General features: G+C 62.1%; 22 protein-coding genes and 1 tRNA gene. 7 read left to right on the plus strand and 16 right to left on the minus strand.

Features of this window, described 5'->3' with window-relative positions:
- Positions 1-14: 14 nt before the first annotated feature.
- The 5 genes from LAC81_RS14485 to LAC81_RS14505 all read right to left on the minus strand — a co-directional run bounded on the left by LAC81_RS14485 (position 15) and on the right by LAC81_RS14505 (position 3,137).
- On the minus strand, positions 15-581 hold the full coding sequence (locus LAC81_RS14485; RefSeq protein ID WP_223725360.1) for a GNAT family N-acetyltransferase: 567 nt from the start codon (positions 579-581) through the stop codon (positions 15-17).
- Positions 582-682: 101 nt separating this feature from the next.
- A complete protein-coding gene (locus tag LAC81_RS14490; protein WP_113541355.1) occupies positions 683-1,111 on the minus strand; it encodes a DUF1178 family protein in 429 nt (142 codons plus the stop codon).
- Positions 1,108-1,965 carry a carbon-nitrogen hydrolase family protein gene (locus LAC81_RS14495; RefSeq protein WP_223725361.1) on the minus strand — a complete coding sequence of 286 codons (858 nt, stop codon included), beginning with the start codon at positions 1,963-1,965 and terminating at the stop codon, positions 1,108-1,110. Before LAC81_RS14495 ends, LAC81_RS14490 begins: the two co-directional genes overlap by 4 nt.
- 90 nt (positions 1,966-2,055) lie before the next feature.
- Positions 2,056-2,313: a glutaredoxin 3 gene (gene grxC, locus LAC81_RS14500; RefSeq protein WP_113541353.1), complete on the minus strand. Its 258-nt coding sequence runs from the start codon at positions 2,311-2,313 to the stop codon at positions 2,056-2,058.
- Between the two features lie 47 nt (positions 2,314-2,360).
- On the minus strand, positions 2,361-3,137 hold the full coding sequence (locus tag LAC81_RS14505; protein WP_223725362.1) for a ComF family protein: 777 nt from the start codon (positions 3,135-3,137) through the stop codon (positions 2,361-2,363).
- Positions 3,138-3,195: 58 nt separating this feature from the next.
- On the opposite strand from LAC81_RS14505, the gene LAC81_RS14510 reads away from it, so the two are divergent.
- Positions 3,196-4,074 carry a methyltransferase domain-containing protein gene (locus tag LAC81_RS14510; RefSeq protein ID WP_223725363.1) on the plus strand — a complete coding sequence of 293 codons (879 nt, stop codon included), beginning with the start codon at positions 3,196-3,198 and terminating at the stop codon, positions 4,072-4,074.
- Between the two features lie 27 nt (positions 4,075-4,101).
- Here the strand turns inward: LAC81_RS14510 and LAC81_RS14515 are convergent, their stop codons facing one another.
- The 6 genes from LAC81_RS14515 to LAC81_RS14540 form a co-directional block, all read right to left on the minus strand.
- Positions 4,102-4,269 (minus strand): Flp family type IVb pilin, encoded by a 168-nt coding sequence (locus LAC81_RS14515; protein WP_113541350.1) that lies wholly within the window; start codon positions 4,267-4,269, stop codon positions 4,102-4,104.
- A gap of 69 nt (positions 4,270-4,338) precedes the next feature.
- Entirely contained in the window at positions 4,339-4,659 is a 321-nt protein-coding gene (locus tag LAC81_RS14520) for a hypothetical protein (protein WP_113541349.1), read from the minus strand.
- 179 nt (positions 4,660-4,838) lie between these two features.
- A complete protein-coding gene (gene mutT / locus LAC81_RS14525) occupies positions 4,839-5,252 on the minus strand; it encodes an 8-oxo-dGTP diphosphatase MutT (RefSeq protein WP_223725364.1) in 414 nt (137 codons plus the stop codon).
- A 4-nt stretch (positions 5,253-5,256) separates the two neighbouring features.
- Entirely contained in the window at positions 5,257-6,072 is an 816-nt protein-coding gene (locus LAC81_RS14530; protein WP_419195778.1) for a GNAT family N-acetyltransferase, read from the minus strand.
- A 58-nt stretch (positions 6,073-6,130) separates the two neighbouring features.
- On the minus strand, positions 6,131-7,372 hold the full coding sequence (argJ, locus tag LAC81_RS14535; protein WP_113541346.1) for a bifunctional glutamate N-acetyltransferase/amino-acid acetyltransferase ArgJ: 1,242 nt from the start codon (positions 7,370-7,372) through the stop codon (positions 6,131-6,133).
- Between the two features lie 219 nt (positions 7,373-7,591).
- A complete protein-coding gene (locus LAC81_RS14540; protein WP_223725365.1) occupies positions 7,592-8,458 on the minus strand; it encodes a peptidylprolyl isomerase in 867 nt (288 codons plus the stop codon).
- A 243-nt stretch (positions 8,459-8,701) separates the two neighbouring features.
- On the opposite strand from LAC81_RS14540, the gene secA reads away from it, so the two are divergent.
- Entirely contained in the window at positions 8,702-11,416 is a 2,715-nt protein-coding gene (gene secA / locus LAC81_RS14545) for a preprotein translocase subunit SecA (protein WP_223725366.1), read from the plus strand.
- A gap of 97 nt (positions 11,417-11,513) precedes the next feature.
- On the opposite strand, the gene LAC81_RS14550 is transcribed toward secA, so the two are convergent.
- Positions 11,514-11,747, minus strand: coding sequence for a hypothetical protein (locus LAC81_RS14550; protein ID WP_223725367.1), 234 nt, complete (start codon positions 11,745-11,747; stop codon positions 11,514-11,516).
- A gap of 127 nt (positions 11,748-11,874) precedes the next feature.
- Between LAC81_RS14550 and LAC81_RS14555 the strand changes: the two genes are divergently transcribed.
- The gene (locus LAC81_RS14555) at positions 11,875-13,266 is read left to right on the plus strand and encodes an oligosaccharide flippase family protein (protein ID WP_223727830.1); all 1,392 of its coding nucleotides are present in this window, start codon (positions 11,875-11,877) and stop codon (positions 13,264-13,266) included.
- Positions 13,263-14,537 carry a GNAT family N-acetyltransferase gene (locus LAC81_RS14560; RefSeq protein WP_223725368.1) on the plus strand — a complete coding sequence of 425 codons (1,275 nt, stop codon included), beginning with the start codon at positions 13,263-13,265 and terminating at the stop codon, positions 14,535-14,537. Before LAC81_RS14555 ends, LAC81_RS14560 begins: the two co-directional genes overlap by 4 nt.
- Before the next feature lie 80 nt (positions 14,538-14,617).
- Here LAC81_RS14560 and LAC81_RS14565 read toward each other — a convergent pair whose 3' ends face one another.
- A complete protein-coding gene (locus LAC81_RS14565) occupies positions 14,618-16,279 on the minus strand; it encodes an AMP-binding protein (protein WP_223725369.1) in 1,662 nt (553 codons plus the stop codon).
- Positions 16,280-16,339: 60 nt separating this feature from the next.
- Here LAC81_RS14565 and LAC81_RS14570 point away from each other — a divergent pair, with 60 nt between their 5' ends.
- Both LAC81_RS14570 and LAC81_RS14575 read left to right on the plus strand, forming a co-directional pair.
- Positions 16,340-16,783, plus strand: coding sequence for a hypothetical protein (locus LAC81_RS14570; protein ID WP_223725370.1), 444 nt, complete (start codon positions 16,340-16,342; stop codon positions 16,781-16,783).
- A 160-nt stretch (positions 16,784-16,943) separates the two neighbouring features.
- The gene (locus tag LAC81_RS14575) at positions 16,944-17,123 is read left to right on the plus strand and encodes a hypothetical protein (protein ID WP_223725371.1); all 180 of its coding nucleotides are present in this window, start codon (positions 16,944-16,946) and stop codon (positions 17,121-17,123) included.
- Between the two features lie 245 nt (positions 17,124-17,368).
- Here LAC81_RS14575 and LAC81_RS14580 read toward each other — a convergent pair.
- Positions 17,369-17,453, minus strand: a tRNA-Leu gene (locus LAC81_RS14580).
- Between the two features lie 211 nt (positions 17,454-17,664).
- On the opposite strand from LAC81_RS14580, the gene LAC81_RS14585 reads away from it, so the two are divergent.
- Positions 17,665-18,177 carry a disulfide bond formation protein B gene (locus LAC81_RS14585; RefSeq protein ID WP_223725372.1) on the plus strand — a complete coding sequence of 171 codons (513 nt, stop codon included), beginning with the start codon at positions 17,665-17,667 and terminating at the stop codon, positions 18,175-18,177.
- Between the two features lie 125 nt (positions 18,178-18,302).
- Here LAC81_RS14585 and LAC81_RS14590 read toward each other — a convergent pair whose 3' ends face one another.
- Complete coding sequence (locus LAC81_RS14590; protein WP_043623031.1) at positions 18,303-18,860, minus strand: HNH endonuclease; 558 nt, start codon at positions 18,858-18,860, stop codon at positions 18,303-18,305.
- A gap of 107 nt (positions 18,861-18,967) precedes the next feature.
- Entirely contained in the window at positions 18,968-19,615 is a 648-nt protein-coding gene (locus LAC81_RS14595; RefSeq protein WP_223725373.1) for a DNA-3-methyladenine glycosylase family protein, read from the minus strand.
- Positions 19,616-19,651 lie beyond the last annotated feature (36 nt).

The following is a 19,651-nucleotide window of genomic DNA, read 5'->3' on the forward strand; positions in this document are numbered from 1 at the left end:
GGCTGTCGGCGGGCTCAACCGGCCTGCCGTCGCTCCTGCCACTCGCGCTTCAACAGCGCATAGACGTATTCGTCGCCCCAGACATCGTTGAACCGGTCGTTCTCGATCAGATGCGCTTCGCGGCGCATGCCGAGACGCTCTACGACGCCGACCGACCCTGTGTTGAGGGCGTCGAGCCGGGCAAAGATCCGGTGGAACTTGAGCGTCGAAAAGCCGAAATCGAGAACGGCGCCCATCGCCTCGGTCGCATAGCCCTTGCCGGCAAAAGCGGGATTGAAAATATAGCCGGTTTCCGCCTGCTCAGCCGCCCGGCTTGTGAGCTTCAGCAACGCCTCGCCGATCAGCGCACCATCCTCCTGCCGCTCGACCGCAAACACCGCGACATCCCCATCCTCGTCGAGCCGCGGCGCTGAAGCCTTGGCGAACTTCGCCCGCGCCGCCGTTTCGTCCAGCGGGTCCTGATAAAGATAGCGGTAAACCTCCGGCAGCCGGTGGTAGGCGAAGAAGGCCGGAAAATCGCCGGACACGAAGCGCCTGATGACGAGACGATCGGTGGAAATGCGAAGCTCGGACAATGTCATTGGCTAAAAAACTCCCATGCAAAGCTGCGAGATGGGAAGCAAGACATTGTTTTTAAAGAGTTGCCGGCAAAGTTTGCGGCATCTCGCAGGCGCTAACCTGCTTAGTTGACCTCGTCTGGCAAGATCGGCAGCGGTGCGACTGCAATTCCTTCCTCAAGCAGGGCCACGGCCTCTTCCGCTGTCGCCTTGCCGATCAGACCGCGCTCTTCCGCTTCGCCATAGTGGATCTTGCGCGCCTCCTCGGGGAAGCGTTCGCCGACATCCTCGGCGTTCTCGCGCACAGTTTTCACCAATTCGCGGATCTTGGCGACCGTTTCCTTCTGCGCCTGATCCATGATCACAGCGCGGGTCGCCTCCTTCTTGCGCGCGGTCGCAACCGACGGCGCCATCAGTTGCTTGGCAACGGCGGTCGAATTGCAGGTGGGGCAGGACACCAGCTTGCGGTCGACCTGGCGGTCGAAATCGTCACTCGACGAGAACCAGCCCTCGAAAGCGTGGCCGTTGTCGCAGGAAAGCGTATAGCGGATCAAGCGGCGACGCCTCCCTTCCCGGTTAGCGCCACTTCATCGAGCACGAAACTGCGGGCGTTCTTCAAGTTCGGTATCTTGGCGCGCGCCGCATGCACCGCGGCAACGTCGATGTCTGCAAGCACGATTGCCTCGCCGGTCGGACCGGCCGATGCAAGCACCCGCCCCCAGGGATCGACGATCATCGAGTGGCCAAAGGTCTCGCGTCCGTCCTCATGCGTGCCGCCTTGCGCTGCGGCGATGACGAAGAGACCGTTCTCGATGGCGCGGGCACGAAGCAGGATTTCCCAATGCGCCTCGCCGGTTTGGCGCGTGAAGGCAGCGGGCACCGACATGATCTCCGCGCCGGCGACCGCCTGCTGGCGGAACAGTTCCGGGAAGCGCACGTCGTAGCAGATGGTGAAACCGAGCTTGCCGAAGCCGAGATCGGCAACGTGCGCCGTGCCGCCGGGCTGATAGGCAGCGCTTTCCCGCCAGCTTTCGCCGTTATCCAGGTCGACGTCGAACATGTGGATCTTGTCGTAGTGGCAGATCTTGCGGCCATCCGGAGCGAACAAGAGGCCGCGATTGGCGATCTTGCCGTCGGGAAGCGCGATCGGCGTCGAGCCGACATGGAGGTAGACGCCGAGTTCGCCGGCAAGCTTTGCCGCCTCACCTGCAATGATGTCGTTCGCCTCGTCTTTCAGGATCGCACGCAGGGCCGCGCGGTCCCGCTGGAGCGCGCCAGTCATTTCCGGCGTCTGGATGTAGGTCGCGCCTCGTGCCGCGGCGTCCCGTGCCAGCCGAACCATCGTCTCCGCATTCCTGTACGGATCGACGCCGGAACACATCTGAATGGCTGCGGCCTTGAAGATCATCCTGGTTCAACTCCTGATGCACGCCACTGAGAAACGAAAACCCTCTCCCTCACCAGCGGCTCGCAAAATATCGCGTCTTCGGTCGCCGCTTCAGGCGGCAAGCATGCCGTCGAGCTTGCCGGCGCGTTCCAGCGCGTGCAGGTCGTCACAGCCGCCGACATGGATGTCGTTGATGAAGATTTGCGGGAACGTCGTGCCGCCATGCGACTTCTCGATCATCACCTGCCGAACCTTCGGATCATAGGTTGCATCATGCTCGAGGAAGGGCACGCCCTTGGTTTCCAGTAGTTTCTTGGCGGCCGAACAATAGCCGCAGAACTGACGCGTATAAATGACCACTGAAGCCATGATCCTGAATCGCTCCTTCACCGGCCACCGTGCCGGACAACTGATTGTCATATAAGACCGGATATGGCTCTTGCAAAGGTCAAAACCGTGACCGGCCCCGCTCCCGCCCGCTTCAGCGCGCGGGTCGCTGCGGAAACGGTTGCACCGGTCGTATATACATCGTCGACGAGCACCACGCTTTTCCCACGGAGACCCGCCTTGCCGCTTTCCGAGACCGCGAAGGCGCCGCGAACATTGTCTTCACGCGCCTGCTTCGCAAGGCCCACCTGCCGGCTCGTGCGTCGGATACGCTTCAGCACATCGGGTTGATAGGGTCTGCCGGAGAGCCGCGCGATGGCCCGCGCCAGTTCCGCCGATTGGTTGAACCTGCGCCTCCACAGCCGAAAGGCATGCAACGGCACCGGGATGATCGCATCGGCCGAGGCCACCGCACCATCGCTCGCCCGGATCATCCACTCCGCCATCATCGGCGCGAGATCGGTACGGTCGCGGTATTTCAGCCCGTGCACCAGGTCGCGAGCGATGCCTTCATGGATAGCCACCGACCTCAGACGGTCGAAAGCCGGCGGATGCGCGATGGCTTCGGGCGAAACCGAGCCGGTCCCGTGGTCGACCGAAAATGGCGTCCCGAGAAATTCGCAAAAGGGGCGTTCGATCAGCGGCAGCGTCGACCAGCAAAGCGCGCAAACCGCGCGATGACTGCCGACCAGCCGGCCACAGCCACAGCAGACCGGCGGATAGACGAGATCGACCGCCCCGGAGACGAGCCTCCCCAGCGCGCGTCCCCACCCCTCCTCCGGAAACAGCGGTCTCTCCCATGCCATGCTGTTGACTTTGAACCTCCGAAGGTCTTTTTGCTGGCCAGCGTGCGGAGACAGTATCGTGGAAAAAATCTTTGACCAGAGCCTCGTCGAGGCACACCGGGCAAGGGCGCTCAGAAACGCCGATCCGAAAGCCGGTTTCCTTCTCGATATCGTTGCGCAGGAACTTGCCGAGCGCGTCAGCGTCGTCGAACGGCACTTCGATCGCGCTCTGGAGCTGCACGGTTACACCGGGCAGACGGCCCGGGACCTCATGGCGACCGGCAAGATCGGCACCGTGGAGCGCGCGGAAACGGATGCGCGCTTCGGGTCTGGGCAAGCACCAGTCACGATCGCCTCGCTCGAAGAGGTTCCAGGCGAGCCGGAGAGCTTCAACCTGGTGGTCTCGCCGCTATCGCTGCACCTGACCAATGATACGCCCGGGGCCTTCATCCAGGTTCGCCGCGCGCTGAAGCCCGACGGGCTTTTCCTCGCCGCCATTCCCGGCAGCGGTACGCTCCAGGAACTGCGCGAGGCGCTTCTGGCCGCAGAGGCCGAGTTGACGGGTGGCGCAAGTCCGCGGGTCATCCCGTTCGCCGATGTGCGCGATGTCGGCGCTCTCCTCCAGCGCGCCGGCTTCGCGCTGCCGGTTACCGACACCGAGACCTACACGGTGCGCTATGATTCGCTGTTTGCCCTGATGCGGGATCTGCGCGCCATGGGCATGACGAGCCCACTCTCGGCGCGAAGCCGCGCGCCCGTTTCCCGGCGCTTCTTCCTGCGGGCAGCCGAAATCTATGCCGAACGCTTTTCCGACCCGGACGGCCGCATTCGTGCGACGTTCTCGGTCATCTACCTGTCCGGCTGGGCGCCGCACGAAAGCCAGCAAAAACCATTGAAACCGGGGTCAGCAAAGCAACGGCTGTCGGCAGCGCTCGGCACAAAGGAGCAGCCGCTCTAACCGGCGACGATCGCGCTCGAACCGAACTCAAGCCCCCTCGAAGGCTGTCGCGACGGAATTGTAGACCGCTGAGAGGGCGCTACCGATCTGCTCGGCCCCAAGGATCAGGCTGAGGGAGACGATGGCGGCAATGAGTGCATACTCGATGGCGATGCCAGCATGCGTATCGCGAAAGAAGCGTCTCAGCCTTTCCATGCGTCCCCACCCTGGTTCGTATTCAATCCGAAACACAAGGCGGCATCGGAAGACCCGATGGCGCTGGCTTCAGCATCCGCTCTTGCGGCCGTCGGCATCGATGATGCAAACCGCGCCCGGCATTTCCTGAAGGACACTGCGCCGAACCGTGTAGCGCTTGGAGGTCCCGCTCGAAGGGATGGAGCCGGTGGAAATGTTGTCGTAGTCGACGGGCGTATTCGCCATGATGCGCCTGTCGTTCTTCGAAGACAGCATCGGCGTCAGGATCAATGTCAGCGCGATCACTGCCGTTCCAAACAGCAGCGACAGATTGAGCACACCCGTCCGGCGGGACTGATTAGTCACCAGATCCTTTTCCTGAACCGTGCTCCAGAAATCGTCGTCCACCATCCCAGCCTCACAAACGCACAAAGCACAGCGAACGCAAGCGCCCTTCCCAAGCTTGGTTCCACCGTACTGCCTGAAATCAGTACGCCGTTCACCAACAATGCGTACCGAAAATGAATTGAGCTATCTTTGCGCGAGGGAGATAAACGATCGATTAATAATCAATCAGATTTCGGGTAGGTTCAGAGCAAATCCATAAGAAAGGGTATCAACGGCTCGTCGGCCGGCGGCATCGGATAGTCGCGCAGGGCCTTTGGCCGCACCCACTTGATCGCCTGCCCTTCCCGTCCCGTCGCCACGCCCTCGTAGCGCCGGCAGACATAGAGCGGCATCAGCAGGTGGAAGTCCTCATAGGTGTGGCTGGCGAAGGTCAGCGGCGCGAGGCACGCGACCTTGGTGCGAATGCCGAGTTCTTCTTCCAGTTCACGGATCAGGGTTTCCTCAGGCGTCTCACCGGCTTCGACCTTGCCCCCCGGAAATTCCCAGAGACCGGCAAGCGACTTTCCTTCCGGCCGCTGCGCAAGCAAGATCCGGCCGTCGGAATCGACCAGAGCACAGGCCGCAACGAGGACGATCTTCTTTCGGTTGGCGTCCATGGTCTCAAGCCCCAGGCGTTCTGTAGATATAGCTGTAAACTTCGGAGAAGCCGGCACCGCGGTACAGCGCCAGAGCTGCACGGTTCTCCGCCTCGACCTGCAGCCAGGCCTTCTTGGCGCCGCGCAGGCGCGCCCACCGCAAGCAAACATCAAGCATCGCCTTGCCGACACCGCGTCCGCGGGCCCGCTCGTCGACGGCAAACTGCATGATACCGGCGAGGTCGTTGTCCTGCACGACGAGCGCCACGGCGATCGGACCAGTCTCGGCATCTTCAAACAGAAACAGGCCGCTTTCCGGCTTGATCGCATTGATGATCTCGGCGAGTGCGGCCTTCCTCTTGGTATCGCCCTTGGCGATGCCGATGCAGGCATCGACGAAGCGTCCAACGTCCTTGATCGGCAGGTGATCGATGCCGTCGCCGAATTCGCGCTCGGCAAGATCGGTCGTCATCACCAGGCTGCGGCTGAAGGCCGTCCAGCCTTCCGCATCCATATGGGCAACGAGTTGCGGCGGCGTCAACGGCGTCTGGCGCACGGTCAGCGGTCGGCCGTAATCCGCAAAGCGCCTGGCGGCCTTTTCCAGGCGAACCGGAATATCGCGATAGTCGGACGGATCGAGCGGATTGACGGAGTTGAGACGCTTGGAATCGTGACCTGCATTGAGCCGGATAAGCCAGCTGCCGTCATATTGCACCGACGCTGCCGGCCAGGCGCGGAAGCCCACGGCCTCGAGACGGCGCACGCTCGGGAGATCCACCATTATCACTTCCCCACCTTCGGCCGCGGCCTTGCCCGCCGGCCGAGTATCAATCGATGTCATCTTGCTACCTCCGGCCGGCCTGGGATGCCAGACTGCTTGCGATTGCCCGACCGGAGCCTCAGCTGCGGTAGTCGCCGTTGATTTCGACATATTCCTTCGTCAGGTCGCAGGTATAGACCGTGGCGCGACCGGAACCGAGGCCGATTTCGACGCGGATCGTGATGTCCTCGGCCTTCATGACGGCAGTGGCTGCCGCTTCCGAATAGGTCGCGTCACGCTCGCCGTCGACGGCTACGCGCACGTCACCGAACCAGATCGCCAGTCGGTCGCGTTCGGCCATCTCGCCGGACTTGCCGACGGCCATGACGACACGGCCCCAGTTGGCGTCTTCGCCGGCAACCGCTGTCTTGACCAGCGGCGAATTGGCAATCGAGAGTGCGATGCGCTTGGCTGCCGCGTCGTTTTCGGCGCCTTCGACGGTGACTTCAACCATCTTGCGCGCACCTTCGCCATCGCGCACCACCTGGAGAGCCAGATCGCGCAGCAGATCGTTGAGGGCCAGGCGGAAGCCATCGAGGCGCGTATCGGCCGCATCGGAAATCGTCGCCTGTCCGTCGGCTGCCGCTGCACCCGTTGCAAAGAGCATCAGCGTGTCGGAGGTCGAGGTGTCGCTATCGACCGTGACCGAGTTGAACGTCGGCCCGACACCGGCCGAAAGCAGCGCCTGAAGTGCCGCCGGGGCGATGTCGGCGTCGGTCACCACGAAGGAGAGCATCGTCGCCATGTCGGGCGCGATCATGCCGGCGCCCTTAGCGATACCGTTGATCGTGACCTTGACGCCACCGATCTCGGCGGTGCGGGTGGCGACCTTCGGATAGGTATCCGTCGTCATGATCGCCTTGGCGGCTTCGAACCAGAAATCTTCCTTGCCGGCTGCGGCCAGATCGTCGAGCACGCCGGCAAACTTGGTCGCGTCGAGCGGCTCGCCGATGACGCCGGTCGAAGCGAGGAACACTTCGCCCTCGGCACAACCGGCCGCCTTTGCCGCCGACTTCGCCGTCAAAGCGGTCGCTTCGCGTCCCTTCTTGCCGGTGAAGGCATTGGCGTTGCCGGAGTTGACGACAACGGCGCGCGCGACACCGCCGGCGAGGTTTTGCCGGCAGAAATCAACCGGAGCCGAAGGGCACTTGGAGCGGGTGAAAACACCGGCAACGGCCGCTGGCTTGTCGAACACCATCATCAACACGTCGGTGCGGTTCTTATACTTGATGCCTGCGGCAGCGGTTGCCATGCGGACACCGCGTACGGAAGGCATTTCGGCGAAGGTTTTCGGAGCAAGCGGAGAAACGGAGCCGGACATGGGAAACCTGCTGTGACGGGTTGGAGCCAGAGCATTTCCAGGAAAAGTGCGTAGCGGTTTTCCGTCGGGAAATGCGTAACAACAAAGATCTGAGGCGGTTTACAACCGAAACTGCTCCAGATTCATCTTGCGACAAATGCCCGAACGGTTTTCACCGCCGGGCATCGACAAAAAGCGGTGACGGCAGGTACGGCCAGCGGCGGCACCTGCCAATCGAAATTACTTGGCCTGCTGAGCTTCCTGCGCCTTGTTGGCCTCGTCATAGGCCTTCTTCAGAGCGGGATCGGAAATCTCGACACCTGCGTCCTTCTTGGCGGCGGCAAGCAACTCGACGTACTTGTCACGCATGAGAAGCTGGCGAACCTGCGGCTCGACCTGCTCGAGCGGCGGCGGAGCCTGCGGGCGCTTGTCTTCGACCAGGATCACGTGGAAGCCGAACTGCGTCTTGACCGGGGTCTTGGTGTAGGTGCCTTTTTCGAGAGCGAAGGCAGCCGTCTCGAATTCCGGCACCATGCGGCCCTTGGTGAAGTAGCCGAGATCGCCGCCGTCGTCCTTGTTCGGATCGGAAGACTTCGCCTTGGCCAGCTCGACGAAGCTCTTGCCGGCGTCGAGTTCCTTGATGATCTCCTTGGCTTCGTCTTCGGTCTTCACCAGAATATGGCGAGCCTTCACTTCTTCCTGCGCCGGGATCGCTGCGATCTCCTTGTCGTAGCGCGCCTTCACCTCTTCCTTGGTGATTGCGTCGACCACGTGCTTCTTGAAGTAGGCGTTGTGCAGTTCGCGCTCGGTGAGGTAGGCGACACGCTGCTTGAAGGTCGCATCATCCTGCAGGCCTTCCTTTTCGGCCGTCTTCGACAGGAGCTTGACGTCGATAATCGCCGAGAGAGCCGCAGCGCGCTTCTGTTCGTCCGGCATCTGCTGCAGCTGCGGATCGAGACCACCCAGCGCCAACGTGAGTTCGGACTGGCGCACTTCCTCGCCGCCAACCTTGGCGATCACCGGATCGGCGTCTTCCGCCCGCGCGGCACCATGAACGGCCATGGCCGCAACCAGTGCCGCGGCGGCCAGGGTTTTCAACTTGGACATGCTCACTAACCTTTCACATTAGCCTTCGGCGCAATTGCCTGCAGCTTGTAGCGGCTGCACACCACCAGAATGTGGCGGTTCTGTAGCCGTCCGGCAGTGCAATTGCGTTGACATAATTCGACCCCCCTCTTATCTGTCACGCAACCTCGCGTCCAGAACAGTTTCCGGGCGTTTCACGGCATTGCGCGGTTTTCGCGGCGCGGCCATGAGACCTAGGGCAACAAAAAAGAAAGGACCATTCGTATGGTCAGTCTCGGCGGCCTAGCCCGCAAGTTGTTTGGTTCCGCCAACGATCGTCGCGTCCGCGGCTACAAGGCTCGGGTGGACGCCATCAACGCTCTTGAAGCCGAAATGAAGGCTTTGTCGGATGAGGCGCTCACTGCCAAGACGGTGGAATTCCGTAAGCAGTTGGACGAGGGCCAGACGCTCGACGACCTCCTGGTACCGGCCTTTGCCGTTGCCCGCGAGGCCGCGCGCCGTGTCCTCGGGCTGCGTCCGTTCGACGTTCAGCTCATCGGCGGCATGATCCTGCACGAGCGCGCGATCGCCGAAATGAAGACCGGTGAAGGTAAGACCCTCGTCGCAACGCTTCCGGTTTATCTGAACGCCCTTGCCAGCAAGGGCGTGCATGTCGTTACCGTCAACGATTACCTCGCCCAGCGCGACGCCGCCACCATGGGCCGCGTCTACAGCTTCCTTGGCATGAGAACCGGCGTCATCGTCCACGGACTGACCGACGAGCAGCGCCGCGACGCATACGCCTGCGACATCACCTATGCGACCAACAACGAGCTCGGCTTCGACTATCTGCGCGACAACATGAAGTACGAGCGCGGCCAGATGGTCCAGCGCGGTCACTTCTTCGCCATCGTCGACGAAGTGGACTCGATCCTCGTCGACGAAGCACGCACGCCGCTGATCATCTCCGGTCCGCTCGACGACCGTTCCGACCTCTACAACACGATCAACGAGTTCATCCCGCTGCTTTCGCCCGAGGACTACGAAATCGACGAGAAGCAGCGCTCGGCCAACTTCTCGGAAGAAGGCACGGAGAAGCTCGAAAACCTTCTGCGCCAGGCGGGCCTGTTGAAGGGTGAATCGCTCTACGACATCGAGAACGTCGCGATCGTCCACCACGTCAACAACGCGCTCAAGGCCCACAAGCTATTCACCCGCGACAAGGACTACATCGTCCGCAACGACGAAATCGTCATCATCGACGAGTTCACCGGCCGCATGATGCCGGGACGGCGTTACTCCGAAGGCCAGCACCAGGCGCTCGAAGCCAAGGAAAAGGTGCAGATCCAGCCCGAGAACCAGACGCTCGCTTCGATCACCTTCCAGAACTATTTCCGCATGTATTCCAAGCTTGGCGGCATGACCGGCACGGCGGCGACCGAAGCGGAAGAATTCGGCAACATCTACGGCCTTGAAGTGATCGAAGTGCCGACCAACCTGCCGATCAAGCGTATCGACGAGGACGACGAGGTCTACCGTACCCAGGGCGAAAAGCTCCAGGCCATCATCGACGAGATCAAGTCGGCGCACGAACGCGGTCAGCCGATGCTGGTCGGCACGACGTCGATCGAAAAGTCCGAACAGCTTGCTGATCTCCTGAAGAAGTCGGGCTTTGCCAACTTCCAGGTTCTGAACGCCCGCTACCACGAGCAGGAAGCCTTCATCGTCGCCCAGGCCGGCGTACCGGGCGCAGTGACGATCGCCACCAACATGGCCGGCCGCGGTACCGACATCCAGCTCGGCGGCAACATCGACATGCGCATCCAGCAGGAGCTTGCCGAAGTCGAGCCCGGCCCGGAGCGCGAACAGCGCATCGAGGCGATCCGCACCGAAGTGCAGAAACTGAAAGAGCAGGCACTTGCCGCCGGCGGCCTCTACGTTCTCGCGACCGAGCGTCACGAAAGCCGCCGCATCGACAACCAGCTTCGCGGCCGCTCCGGCCGTCAGGGCGACCCGGGCCGCTCCAAGTTCTACCTGTCGCTTCAGGATGACCTGATGCGCATCTTCGGCTCCGACCGCATGGACAGCATGCTGCAGAAGCTGGGTCTGAAGGAAGGCGAAGCGATCGTCCATCCCTGGATCAACAAGGCGCTTGAGCGCGCGCAGAAGAAGGTCGAAGCGCGCAACTTCGACATCCGCAAGAACCTCCTGAAGTATGACGACGTTCTCAACGATCAGCGCAAGGTGATCTTCGAGCAGCGCATCGAACTGATGGATGCCGAAAGCGTCACCGAGACCGTGACCGACATGCGCACCGAGGTCATCGAGGACATGGTCGGCAAGCGCATTCCCGAGCGCGCCTACGCCGAGCAGTGGGACGTCGAGGGTCTGAAGGCCGACGTGCAGCAGTACCTCAATCTCGACCTGCCGATCGTCGAATGGGCGGCCGAAGAAGGCATCGACGAGGCTGATATTCTCGAGCGCGTGACCGCCGCTGCCGAAAAGGAGGCCGCAGATCGCGCCGAGCGTTTCGGCCCCGAGATCATGCAATATGTCGAACGCTCGGTCGTGCTGCAGACGCTCGACCATCTCTGGCGCGAGCATATCGTCAACCTCGACCACCTGCGCTCGGTCATCGGCTTCCGCGGCTACGCGCAGCGTGACCCGCTGCAGGAATACAAGTCCGAGGCCTTCGAGCTCTTCCAGGCCCTGCTCGGCAACCTGCGCCAGGCTGTGACTGCACAACTCATGCGCGTCGAGCTGGTCCGCGAAGCGGCCGAAGCACCGCAGCCGGCACCGCCGGTCATGCACGGGCATCATATCGATCCGTTGACGGGCGAAGACGATTTCGGCGACAGCGCCGGAACGCTTCTGGCAGCCGCCCCCGTGCAGCGCGACGCGAACGATCCGGCAAGCTGGGGCAAGGTCTCGCGCAACGAACTCTGCCCGTGCGGTTCCGGCAAGAAGTATAAGCACTGCCACGGCATCTACGAAGCATAAGCCAGGCAAGGTAAAGCGGGTGCTTTTGGCGCCCGCGGCCCAGCTCCTCAGGAAATGCCGCCTTCGGGCGGCATTTTCGTTTCCCGCTTTTTGCTTCCTAGCAATCGAACGACTTGGCGTAGGCGATCAGATTTTCGAGCGCGTGAATGCCTGTGCGATTGATGTGGCGACGACCGAGGGTGGCGTTGATGCGAGAGGCGAGGTCTTCTGCCTCGGCCGTTTTCAGTTCATCCAGTCGCTCGATGCCGATCTCTTCGAGATAGCCGATCATGCGCGGGCCGATCGATTTTGCCCGCATCATTCGTTGCCGTTCGCTGTCCTCAATCGGCATGGCTGGCCCCATCAAATACAACCGCGCTGAACCGTTTGTTAACGCTGTTCTGGCAGTACTGAAACCCTGTATTGCGTAATCTCAGGGTGTTCTCGTGTTCATGGCGGTATGTCAAACGGCCGGACGAATGCTGCCGTTGGCGCTGAGACACCGCCTGTCCGCGGTGCTCGGCGCAATGGTCGCGATCCTGACCGGCGCCGACATGAAGAACACGGCGCGCCGGATGGCGCTCGTTGCCTTCACCGTTCGCATTTTCAGCGCAGCCATCGCCTTCGTCTCGCAGATTATCCTGGCGCGAATGATGGGCGAATTCGAATACGGCATCTTCGTCTTCGTCTGGGTGCTGGTGATCCTGTTTGGAAGCCTCTCCTGCGTCGGCTTCCATTCTGTCGTCATCCGCTTCCTGCCGGAGTATCAGGCAACGGCAGCACTCGACGAGATCCGCGGCGTAACGACGACGGCGCGCGTCTTTGCCCTCACCTCCGCCACCACGGTCGCCGTCGTGGGCCTGCTCGGCCTCTGGCTCTTCGGCGCCTATGTCGAAACCTACTACCTCTTCCCGCTCTATCTCGGCCTCTTCACCCTGCCGATGATCTCGCTTGGCGATGTCATGGACGGGACGTCGCGCGCCCATGGCTGGGCGCTTTCCGCAATGAGCCCCACCTTCATCATCCGCCCGCTGCTGGTGCTCGTCTTCATGGTGCTCGCGGTTTCGGCAGGTGCGGCGCATACGGCGCAAACCGCCATGGTTTCTGCCATGGCCGCTGCCTATGTCACCACCGTCTCGCAGTTCCTGGTGCTCACCTATCGCCTCCGCTCGCGCTACGTGGAAGGTCCCCGGCGCATCGAGCTTGGCCGCTGGCTCAAGGTCTCGATCCCCATCTTCCTGGTCGATGGTTTCGGCTTCCTGCTCACCAATTCCGACGTAGTGATCGTCGGCCTCTATCTCGATCCCGATGACGTCGCGATCTATTTCGCGGCCGCCAAGACCATGGCGCTCGTGCACTTCGTCATGTTCGCCGTCAAGGCAGCGGCCGGCCCGCGCGTCTCGAACGCCATGGCCCGGGATCGCCGCCAGCTCGCGGCGATCGCGATCGAAAGCGCCCGTTGGGCCTTCTGGCCGTCGCTTCTGGTTGGTGCGCTGGTCCTGCTTGCGGGTCCGTTCCTGCTCTCCCTCTTCGGCCCTGCCTTCGTCACCGGCATGCCCTTGATGATGATCCTCTTTGGCGGCATTCTCGCCAAGGCCTTCGTCGGCCCGGCGGAAACGCTGCTGACGATGGCAGGCCAGCAGACGCTCTGTGTGATCCTCTACGCCGGCGCGCTGGTGGCCAATATCGCACTCAACCTGAGCCTCATCCCTCTCCTCGGACTGACCGGCGCTGCGCTTGCAACCGCAGGTGCAATGTTTGTCGAGGCGATGTTGCTGCATATCGCCGTCCGGCGTACCTTCGGCTTCGCGCTCTTCGCCTTTGCGCGCGTGCGGGCTGGCAATGAAAACAACGGGGCTGTCCATCCATGATCGGCAATACCAATCTTCCGAGCGACGCTAACAGTCGCGCCGCCCGGGTCCTTGGCGGGCTCGCACAACCGGGTGATGCGGGCCCGACCGCGGAACATCTGATTGAGGTCGGCCGCCCTGGACGCCATCTCGCCATCTACCCGGCCAAAGCCGGCTACGAATTGCAGCGCGAGCTCGACTTCCTGTCGAACCGGGCATTGGAACCGAACGTCTTCTTCACCGGCCGCTTCCTTGCCCCGGCGATGCCGCGCCTCGAAGAACGGGTGATCCGGCTCGCGATCATGCGCGACAATGACGAGCGCCGCAGCCGACTGCGCTTCCTGATGCCGTTCTCGATCGAAAAGCCTGGGTTCTCGATCGGCGCGCCGATCATTCGCGCATGGTCGAACCCCTTCGGCCCGCTCGGCGTACCGCTGGTCGATGCCGAGGATGCCGCCGAGACCATCGACAATTTGTTTGAAGCCTTCACCGCGCCCTCGACCGGCCTGCCGTCCGTGCTCGTTCTTCCCGACATGCGCCTCAATGGCAAGGTGGCCCGCCTGACGCGTGCCGTCGCCATCGGCCGCAACCTGCCGCTGACAGTCACCGACACTTTCAGCCGCCCGATGCTCGAAAGCTTGCTCGACGGGCCGACCTATCTGCGCAACGCCATCAGCCCGTCGCATTTCCGCGAACTGCGGCGGCAGTGGAACAATCTCGAAAAGCACGGCGTGCTGAACTATTCGGTCGCCCGCCAACCGGGCGAAATCCGCCTGCGCATGGAGGAGTTCCTGGCGCTCGAAGCATCAGGCTGGAAGGGCAAGAGCCGCAGCGCCATGGTGCTCGACCGCTTCCGTGCGGCCTTTGCCCGCGAGGCGATCACCAACCTTGCCGACGGCGACAGCGTGCGCATCCACACACTCGACCTCGATGGCCGCGCGATCGCGTCCATGGTCGTGTTCCTGATGTCGGGCGAGGCCTACACCTGGAAGACCGCCTATGACGAGCGCTATGCCAAGTTCTCTCCGGGCAAGCTGCTGCTGGCTGAACTGACGGAATGGCATCTCGACGATGCCAACATCGCCCGCTCCGATTCCTGTGCCGTGCCGGATCATCCGATCATGAGCCGGTTCTGGCAGGAGCGTGAGGAAATGGGCACGCTGGTGATCGGCCTGCAGCAGACCCGTGACCGCGAAGTGCGCCAGGTTGCAGCCCAGCTGCACCTCTACCGCAACACCCGCAACATGGCGCGGATCCTGCGCGACAAGATCAAGGCGCTCGCCGGACGCTAGAGCGGGACAAGGAAAACTGTGCGCGGTTTTCCGCACGCATCCCGCTCTAGGTTGGAATCTGCCTCGCGGCGACCACGGTCCTACGACGCTTCGGAAACCTCGATCGCCCCGCGCGCCTCCGCTGCGGCGCGATCACGCAGGAACCGCCTGATAACCTTGCCGGAGGTTGTCAGAGGCAGGCTGTCGACGAAGGCGATCTCGCGCGGATATTCGTGCATCGAAAGTCGGGTCTTCACCCACTCGCGAATGGACGTCGCGACACGCTCGTCACCATCCACACCGGGTCTCAACACGACATAGGCCTTGACGATCTCGGTGCGAACCGGATCCGGCTTGCCGACGGCGGCGGCCAGTTGCACATCCGGGTGGCCGGCAAGGCAATCCTCGATCTCGCCTGGGCCGATGCGGTAGCCTGACGAGGTGATGACGTCGTCGTCGCGACCAAAGAAGGTGAAGTACCCCTCCTCGTCGATCACGCCCTGATCTCCGGTCGTCATCCAGTCGCCGATGAATTTTTTCTCTGTCGCCGCCTCGTTGCCCCAGTATCCCAGGAACATTACCGGATCCGGGCTCTTGACCGCGACCTGGCCGACGCTGCCCGCCGGAAGCTCACGGCCTTCTGCGTCGATGATCGCCACCCGGTGACCGGGGGCTGCCTTGCCCATCGACCCCGGCTTGACGACGCCAAGATCGGCGGCTGACGAGATGACGATGTTGCACTCGGTCTGGCCGTAGAATTCGCTGACCTTAAGACCGAGCGCTGCCTTTGCCCATTCATAGGTTTCGCGCCCCAGGGACTCACCGGCCGAACCGATTGTCCGAAGATTGAGGCGGTAGCGCTCGCGCGGCTTCTCGACCGCCTTCATCAGCCTAAGTGCTGTCGGCGGAATGAAGGCATTGCGCACATCCATCTCTTCCAGGATGCGAAACGCCGTATGCGGATCGAACTTCTGCGCCGGCGAAGACACGACAGGCACGCCATGCAACAGCGACGGCAGGAGCGCGTTGAGCAACCCTCCCGCCCAGGCCCAGTCCGCCGGCGTCCACATGCGATCGCCCGGTTGCGGCAGGAAGTGATGATGGAACTCGAAACCCGGCAGATGGCCGAGCAGCACCCGATGCCCGTGCAGCGCGCCCTTCGGCGGCCCGGTCGTGCCGGAAGTGTAGATCATCAATGCCGGATCGTCCGGGCCCGTATCCGCCGGCACGAAGCCTTCAGGATCCCCGGAAGCGAGCGACGAGAAGGCGATCGTCCCCGGCTGCGGCTGATCGTCCGCCAGCACGACGAGGCGCAGTTCCGGCAACCGGTCACGGATCGCGGCAATACGTTCGAAACCGAAACCATTGGTGACAATGGCCGAAACACCGGCGTCACGCAGCCGGTATTCGAGCGCCTCGACGCCGAAGAGCAACGCAAGCGGCAAGGCGATGGCGCCAAGCTTGTAGATCCCCGCATGGGCGATCGCCGCCGCAAAGCCCTGCGGCAAGAGGATTGCGACGCGCTCGCCGGGCGCAATGCCCTGCCTCGCAATCCCTTGCGCGAAGGCGGAGGACTGCCGGGCAAATTCGCCATAGGTCAACGCCAGATGCGCACCGTCCGGATTGAAATGCTGAAGGCAGACGCGCTCCGGCTCCCGCACAGCCCAGGCGTCGCTGACAGCGACGCCGATGTTGAACCGCTCCGGGATCTGCCAGCGGAAGGCACGGTAGAGGTCGTCGTAAGTCTCGATTCTCGGTAACATGACGCTGCCATGACAGTTTTCTGCTGCAGCGCACCTAACACTTTCGAGCGAGCCAATTCAATGACCGTCGCGGCAAGCGCTGGCCAAGTCGCGGCCAAGACGGAAACATCTGTCGGTATGGAGAATTCGGGTGATGTGGTGGCGCCCCAAGCCGGAACGCAGAAATCACAATCAATCAATCATTTAGCCTGCCTCTGGACGCAGATCTTTTGTGCGCAACCATTAGGCTTTTCGGAAAAGTGTCCAGCGCTACAGACCGATAGCGTTGACCCAATATCCCAGCTGATAGCGGGCGAAGTCGGCTTCTTCTTGTACGCCGCTCCAAGCAACGCGTGTGTACTCGCCCTCGGTTGCGATCCAATCCACAGCCAACAGGCACTGAGCAACAATAATGAAGAACAGCAAGCCACGCATACCCGCAGTTTATCAGTGTCGTATCTGGAAAGCTGTAATCATTTCAATAGCCTAATTGGGTGGCGTCACCCCGAAGGTCTCACCCTTTGATTTCCGATTTGATTAAATTTCAATCACGCCTATATTGGAGGCACACGATCCCTCTCGCCTGCTGACCACGGATGTACTGGCAGCGGCGGGAGGAGATCACGGAAGGGGGTCGGGTTCATCCCGGCCTTTTTTGTTGCCTGCGGCTCGCCATCCATTCGTGATGGAAGATCTCGAAGCTGCTCGACGGCGCTATCCGGATCGCCCGATCAACAGGGTCGGTGATACGCAGGAACCGTATATCTATTTGGTGCTGATGAGCGGCGCCTGGATGGATGGGAAGCTTCTAACGGCACAGGAGATCGCCATGATCGAGGCGTTCACGCCAGGCTGCTTCTCTTGATCCCGCACCACCGGTTAGTGTCGCGTTGGCGCTCCTCGACCGTTCGGCGCATGGCGTCCTCACGACCACATTCGTATTTTTCCATGTAGTAGCGGATCAGCGACTGTCGGCGGCCGTCGTCCATGATGGCGTCGACATTCCTGAATTGTCGCTCCATCGATGATGTGGCTTTCGCGGGCCGACGTCGCGATCGCTCGGACATTAAATGGAAAAAATACAGCAACAACAATGCTGCACGAAGCCAGTGGTGCCCCATGCCGGGGTCGAACCAGCACTCCTTTCGGAACTCGATTTTGAGTCGAGCGCGTCTACCAATTCCGCCAATGGGGCTCAGGGAAGTGCGATATCAGCGGCTCGGATTTACACGAAGGTTTTCGCCGCGGTCAACCATCATTTTCACGATGCCCCGATGACAATCACGAAAGCGTGCGGAGCTGTCGCGGTTGCCACGATTTACAGGGCGCGCGATCCTGCCTAAGAAGCGCCATCCAGTTTGCACTGCGGCAGGTGTCGGTTCCGATCTGCCGCCCGCGAGGTATAGATGATCGACGCCGCCACCCAATCCCGCCAGCATCTGCTGATTGCCATTGTCGTCACACTCGGCATGGCAGCGACCGTCGGCGGGGCGCTCGGTTTCGAGCACATCGGCGGTTACATCCCCTGCGCGCTCTGCCTGCTGCAGCGCGATCCCTACTACTATGGCATTCCGCTCGGCATTCTGGCTGTCATCACCAGCGCGCTGAAACTGCCGGCGTGGACAACGCGCATCCTGCTCCTGGCCGTCGGCATCCTCATGCTCGTCGGTGCGGGCATGGGCGTCTATCACTCGGGTGCGGAATGGCACTTCTGGGAAGGCCCCTCCACCTGTGCCACCACGGCGCAGGGTGTCTCCTCCAATGTCGGCGACCTGCTCGGCGATCTCGATTCCAAGCACGGTCCGTCCTGCACGGAAGCCGCCTTGCGGGTGCTCGGCCTGTCCTTTGCCGGATGGAACGTGATCGCCAGCCTCATCCTGGCAGCAATCGCCCTGCGTGGCGCTGCAAAGGCGCAGTGATACCGCGCCGGCCCAAACGGCCGGCGTCTCCAACAGAAAGACCACGGCATGCGGGCTGAGGCACGCACGCACCTGTCCTGATCCCGCTCTGGGGCTTGATCCGGCAGGAAGGCACGAACACAGGCTCAGGGCTGCAGTTCGACGTCCCAGTAGAGATAGTCCATCCAGCTTTCATGCAGATGGTTCGGCGGGAAGAGCCGGCCGTTGTTGTGCAAGTCCTGAACCGTCGGCTGGTAGGGCCGCTGGTGCGGGAACATGCCGGCTTGCTTCGGCAGTTTGCTGCCCTTGCGCAGATTGCAGGGGGAGCAGGCTGCGACGACATTGTCCCAGGTCGTCTGGCCGCCGTGAGCGCGGGGCACCACGTGATCGAAGGTGAGATCGTCGGGTGAACCGCAATACTGGCATTCGAATTTATCGCGCAGGAACACGTTGAACCGGGTGAAGGCCGGATGGCGCGAGGGCTGCACGTAGCTCTTGAGGCAAACAACGCTCGGCAGTCGCATCGAGAAACTCGGAGACGACACCGAATGTTCGTACTCGGCAAGGATGTTTACGCGGTCAAGGAAGACGGCCTTGATCGCGTCCTGCCAGGACCAAAGCGACAAGGGGTAGTAACTGAGCGGCCGATAGTCAGCGTTCAAGACGAGCGCTGGTAAGGCCTGAGGTGAGACTGCAATCGTCAAGCGTATTCTCCTGATCGATTCGGCATCTGCACCTTCTATATTAGGCCCGTTGCAACAGGATTGTGAAGCCGGAAACAAAAATGCATGCGCTGGATTCGCTTTTTCCTTCAAGGTGTCACAGGAACAGCATCTCGGCGCATTTCCTGCGCATAGTAGGCCCAGAACAGGCGCGCGGCGACGCTACGCCAGGGCGACCAGGAGGCGGCAAGCGAATCAATTTCGCGTGCGGTCGGGCGCAGTTCGAGGCCCAACCCGTGGCCGATTGCGTTCTGTAGCGCCACGTCGCCTGAGGGGAAGACATCCGGGTGGCCGGCGCAGAACAGCAGATAGACCTCGGCCGTCCAGCGCCCCACCCCCTTGATCGCCGTCAGATCCCGGATCGCTTCGGTCGCTTCGGCATCGCAGATCGCATCGAGATCGATCTCGCCGCCCACAACCACGTCGGCGACACGACGCAACGCATCCGCCTTGGCGCGCGAAAGGCCGATTGCCCGGCAGTCCTCGTCAGTGAGCGAAATCACGCCTGATGCCGTGACCTCGCCAAGCCTCTCCTCCATCCGCCGCCAGATTGCGGCAGCGCTTGCCTTCGAGACCATTTGCGAGACAATGATGCTGGCAAGGCCGCGATAGCCCGGATCGGTTCGGCGCAGCGGCACCGGCCCTGCCTTTGCGACAACATGCTCCAGGCGCGCATCCAGCATCACCAGTCCGGAAAGCCCGGCTTCTATATCCTCATGTGTCCGGATGATCCGCATGACGCCTCCACAAAGCGGATGATTTTTATACCCCTT

This window comes from Ensifer adhaerens, assembly GCF_020035535.1.
GTDB lineage: Bacteria > Pseudomonadota > Alphaproteobacteria > Rhizobiales > Rhizobiaceae > Ensifer.

Bases quoted from the DNA above. Each gene is read 5' to 3' on its own strand.
- LAC81_RS14485 (WP_223725360.1), bottom strand. From the start codon at position 581: ATGACATTGTCCGAGCTTCGCATTTCCACCGATCGTCTCGTCATCAGG.
- LAC81_RS14495 (WP_223725361.1), bottom strand. From the start codon at position 1,965: ATGATCTTCAAGGCCGCAGCCATTCAGATGTGTTCCGGCGTCGATCCG.
- grxC (WP_113541353.1), bottom strand. From the start codon at position 2,313: ATGGCTTCAGTGGTCATTTATACGCGTCAGTTCTGCGGCTATTGTTCG.
- LAC81_RS14505 (WP_223725362.1), bottom strand. From the start codon at position 3,137: ATGGCATGGGAGAGACCGCTGTTTCCGGAGGAGGGGTGGGGACGCGCG.
- LAC81_RS14515 (WP_113541350.1), bottom strand. From the start codon at position 4,269: ATGGAAAGGCTGAGACGCTTCTTTCGCGATACGCATGCTGGCATCGCC.
- LAC81_RS14520 (WP_113541349.1), bottom strand. From the start codon at position 4,659: ATGGTGGACGACGATTTCTGGAGCACGGTTCAGGAAAAGGATCTGGTG.
- mutT (WP_223725364.1), bottom strand. From the start codon at position 5,252: ATGGACGCCAACCGAAAGAAGATCGTCCTCGTTGCGGCCTGTGCTCTG.
- LAC81_RS14530 (WP_419195778.1), bottom strand. From the start codon at position 6,072: ATGACATCGATTGATACTCGGCCGGCGGGCAAGGCCGCGGCCGAAGGT.
- argJ (WP_113541346.1), bottom strand. From the start codon at position 7,372: ATGTCCGGCTCCGTTTCTCCGCTTGCTCCGAAAACCTTCGCCGAAATG.
- LAC81_RS14540 (WP_223725365.1), bottom strand. From the start codon at position 8,458: ATGTCCAAGTTGAAAACCCTGGCCGCCGCGGCACTGGTTGCGGCCATG.
- secA (WP_223725366.1), top strand. From the start codon at position 8,702: ATGGTCAGTCTCGGCGGCCTAGCCCGCAAGTTGTTTGGTTCCGCCAAC.
- LAC81_RS14550 (WP_223725367.1), bottom strand. From the start codon at position 11,747: ATGCCGATTGAGGACAGCGAACGGCAACGAATGATGCGGGCAAAATCG.
- LAC81_RS14555 (WP_223727830.1), top strand. From the start codon at position 11,875: ATGCTGCCGTTGGCGCTGAGACACCGCCTGTCCGCGGTGCTCGGCGCA.
- LAC81_RS14560 (WP_223725368.1), top strand. From the start codon at position 13,263: ATGATCGGCAATACCAATCTTCCGAGCGACGCTAACAGTCGCGCCGCC.
- LAC81_RS14565 (WP_223725369.1), bottom strand. From the start codon at position 16,279: ATGTTACCGAGAATCGAGACTTACGACGACCTCTACCGTGCCTTCCGC.
- LAC81_RS14570 (WP_223725370.1), top strand. From the start codon at position 16,340: ATGACCGTCGCGGCAAGCGCTGGCCAAGTCGCGGCCAAGACGGAAACA.
- LAC81_RS14575 (WP_223725371.1), top strand. From the start codon at position 16,944: ATGGAAGATCTCGAAGCTGCTCGACGGCGCTATCCGGATCGCCCGATC.
- LAC81_RS14585 (WP_223725372.1), top strand. From the start codon at position 17,665: ATGATCGACGCCGCCACCCAATCCCGCCAGCATCTGCTGATTGCCATT.
- LAC81_RS14595 (WP_223725373.1), bottom strand. From the start codon at position 19,615: ATGCGGATCATCCGGACACATGAGGATATAGAAGCCGGGCTTTCCGGA.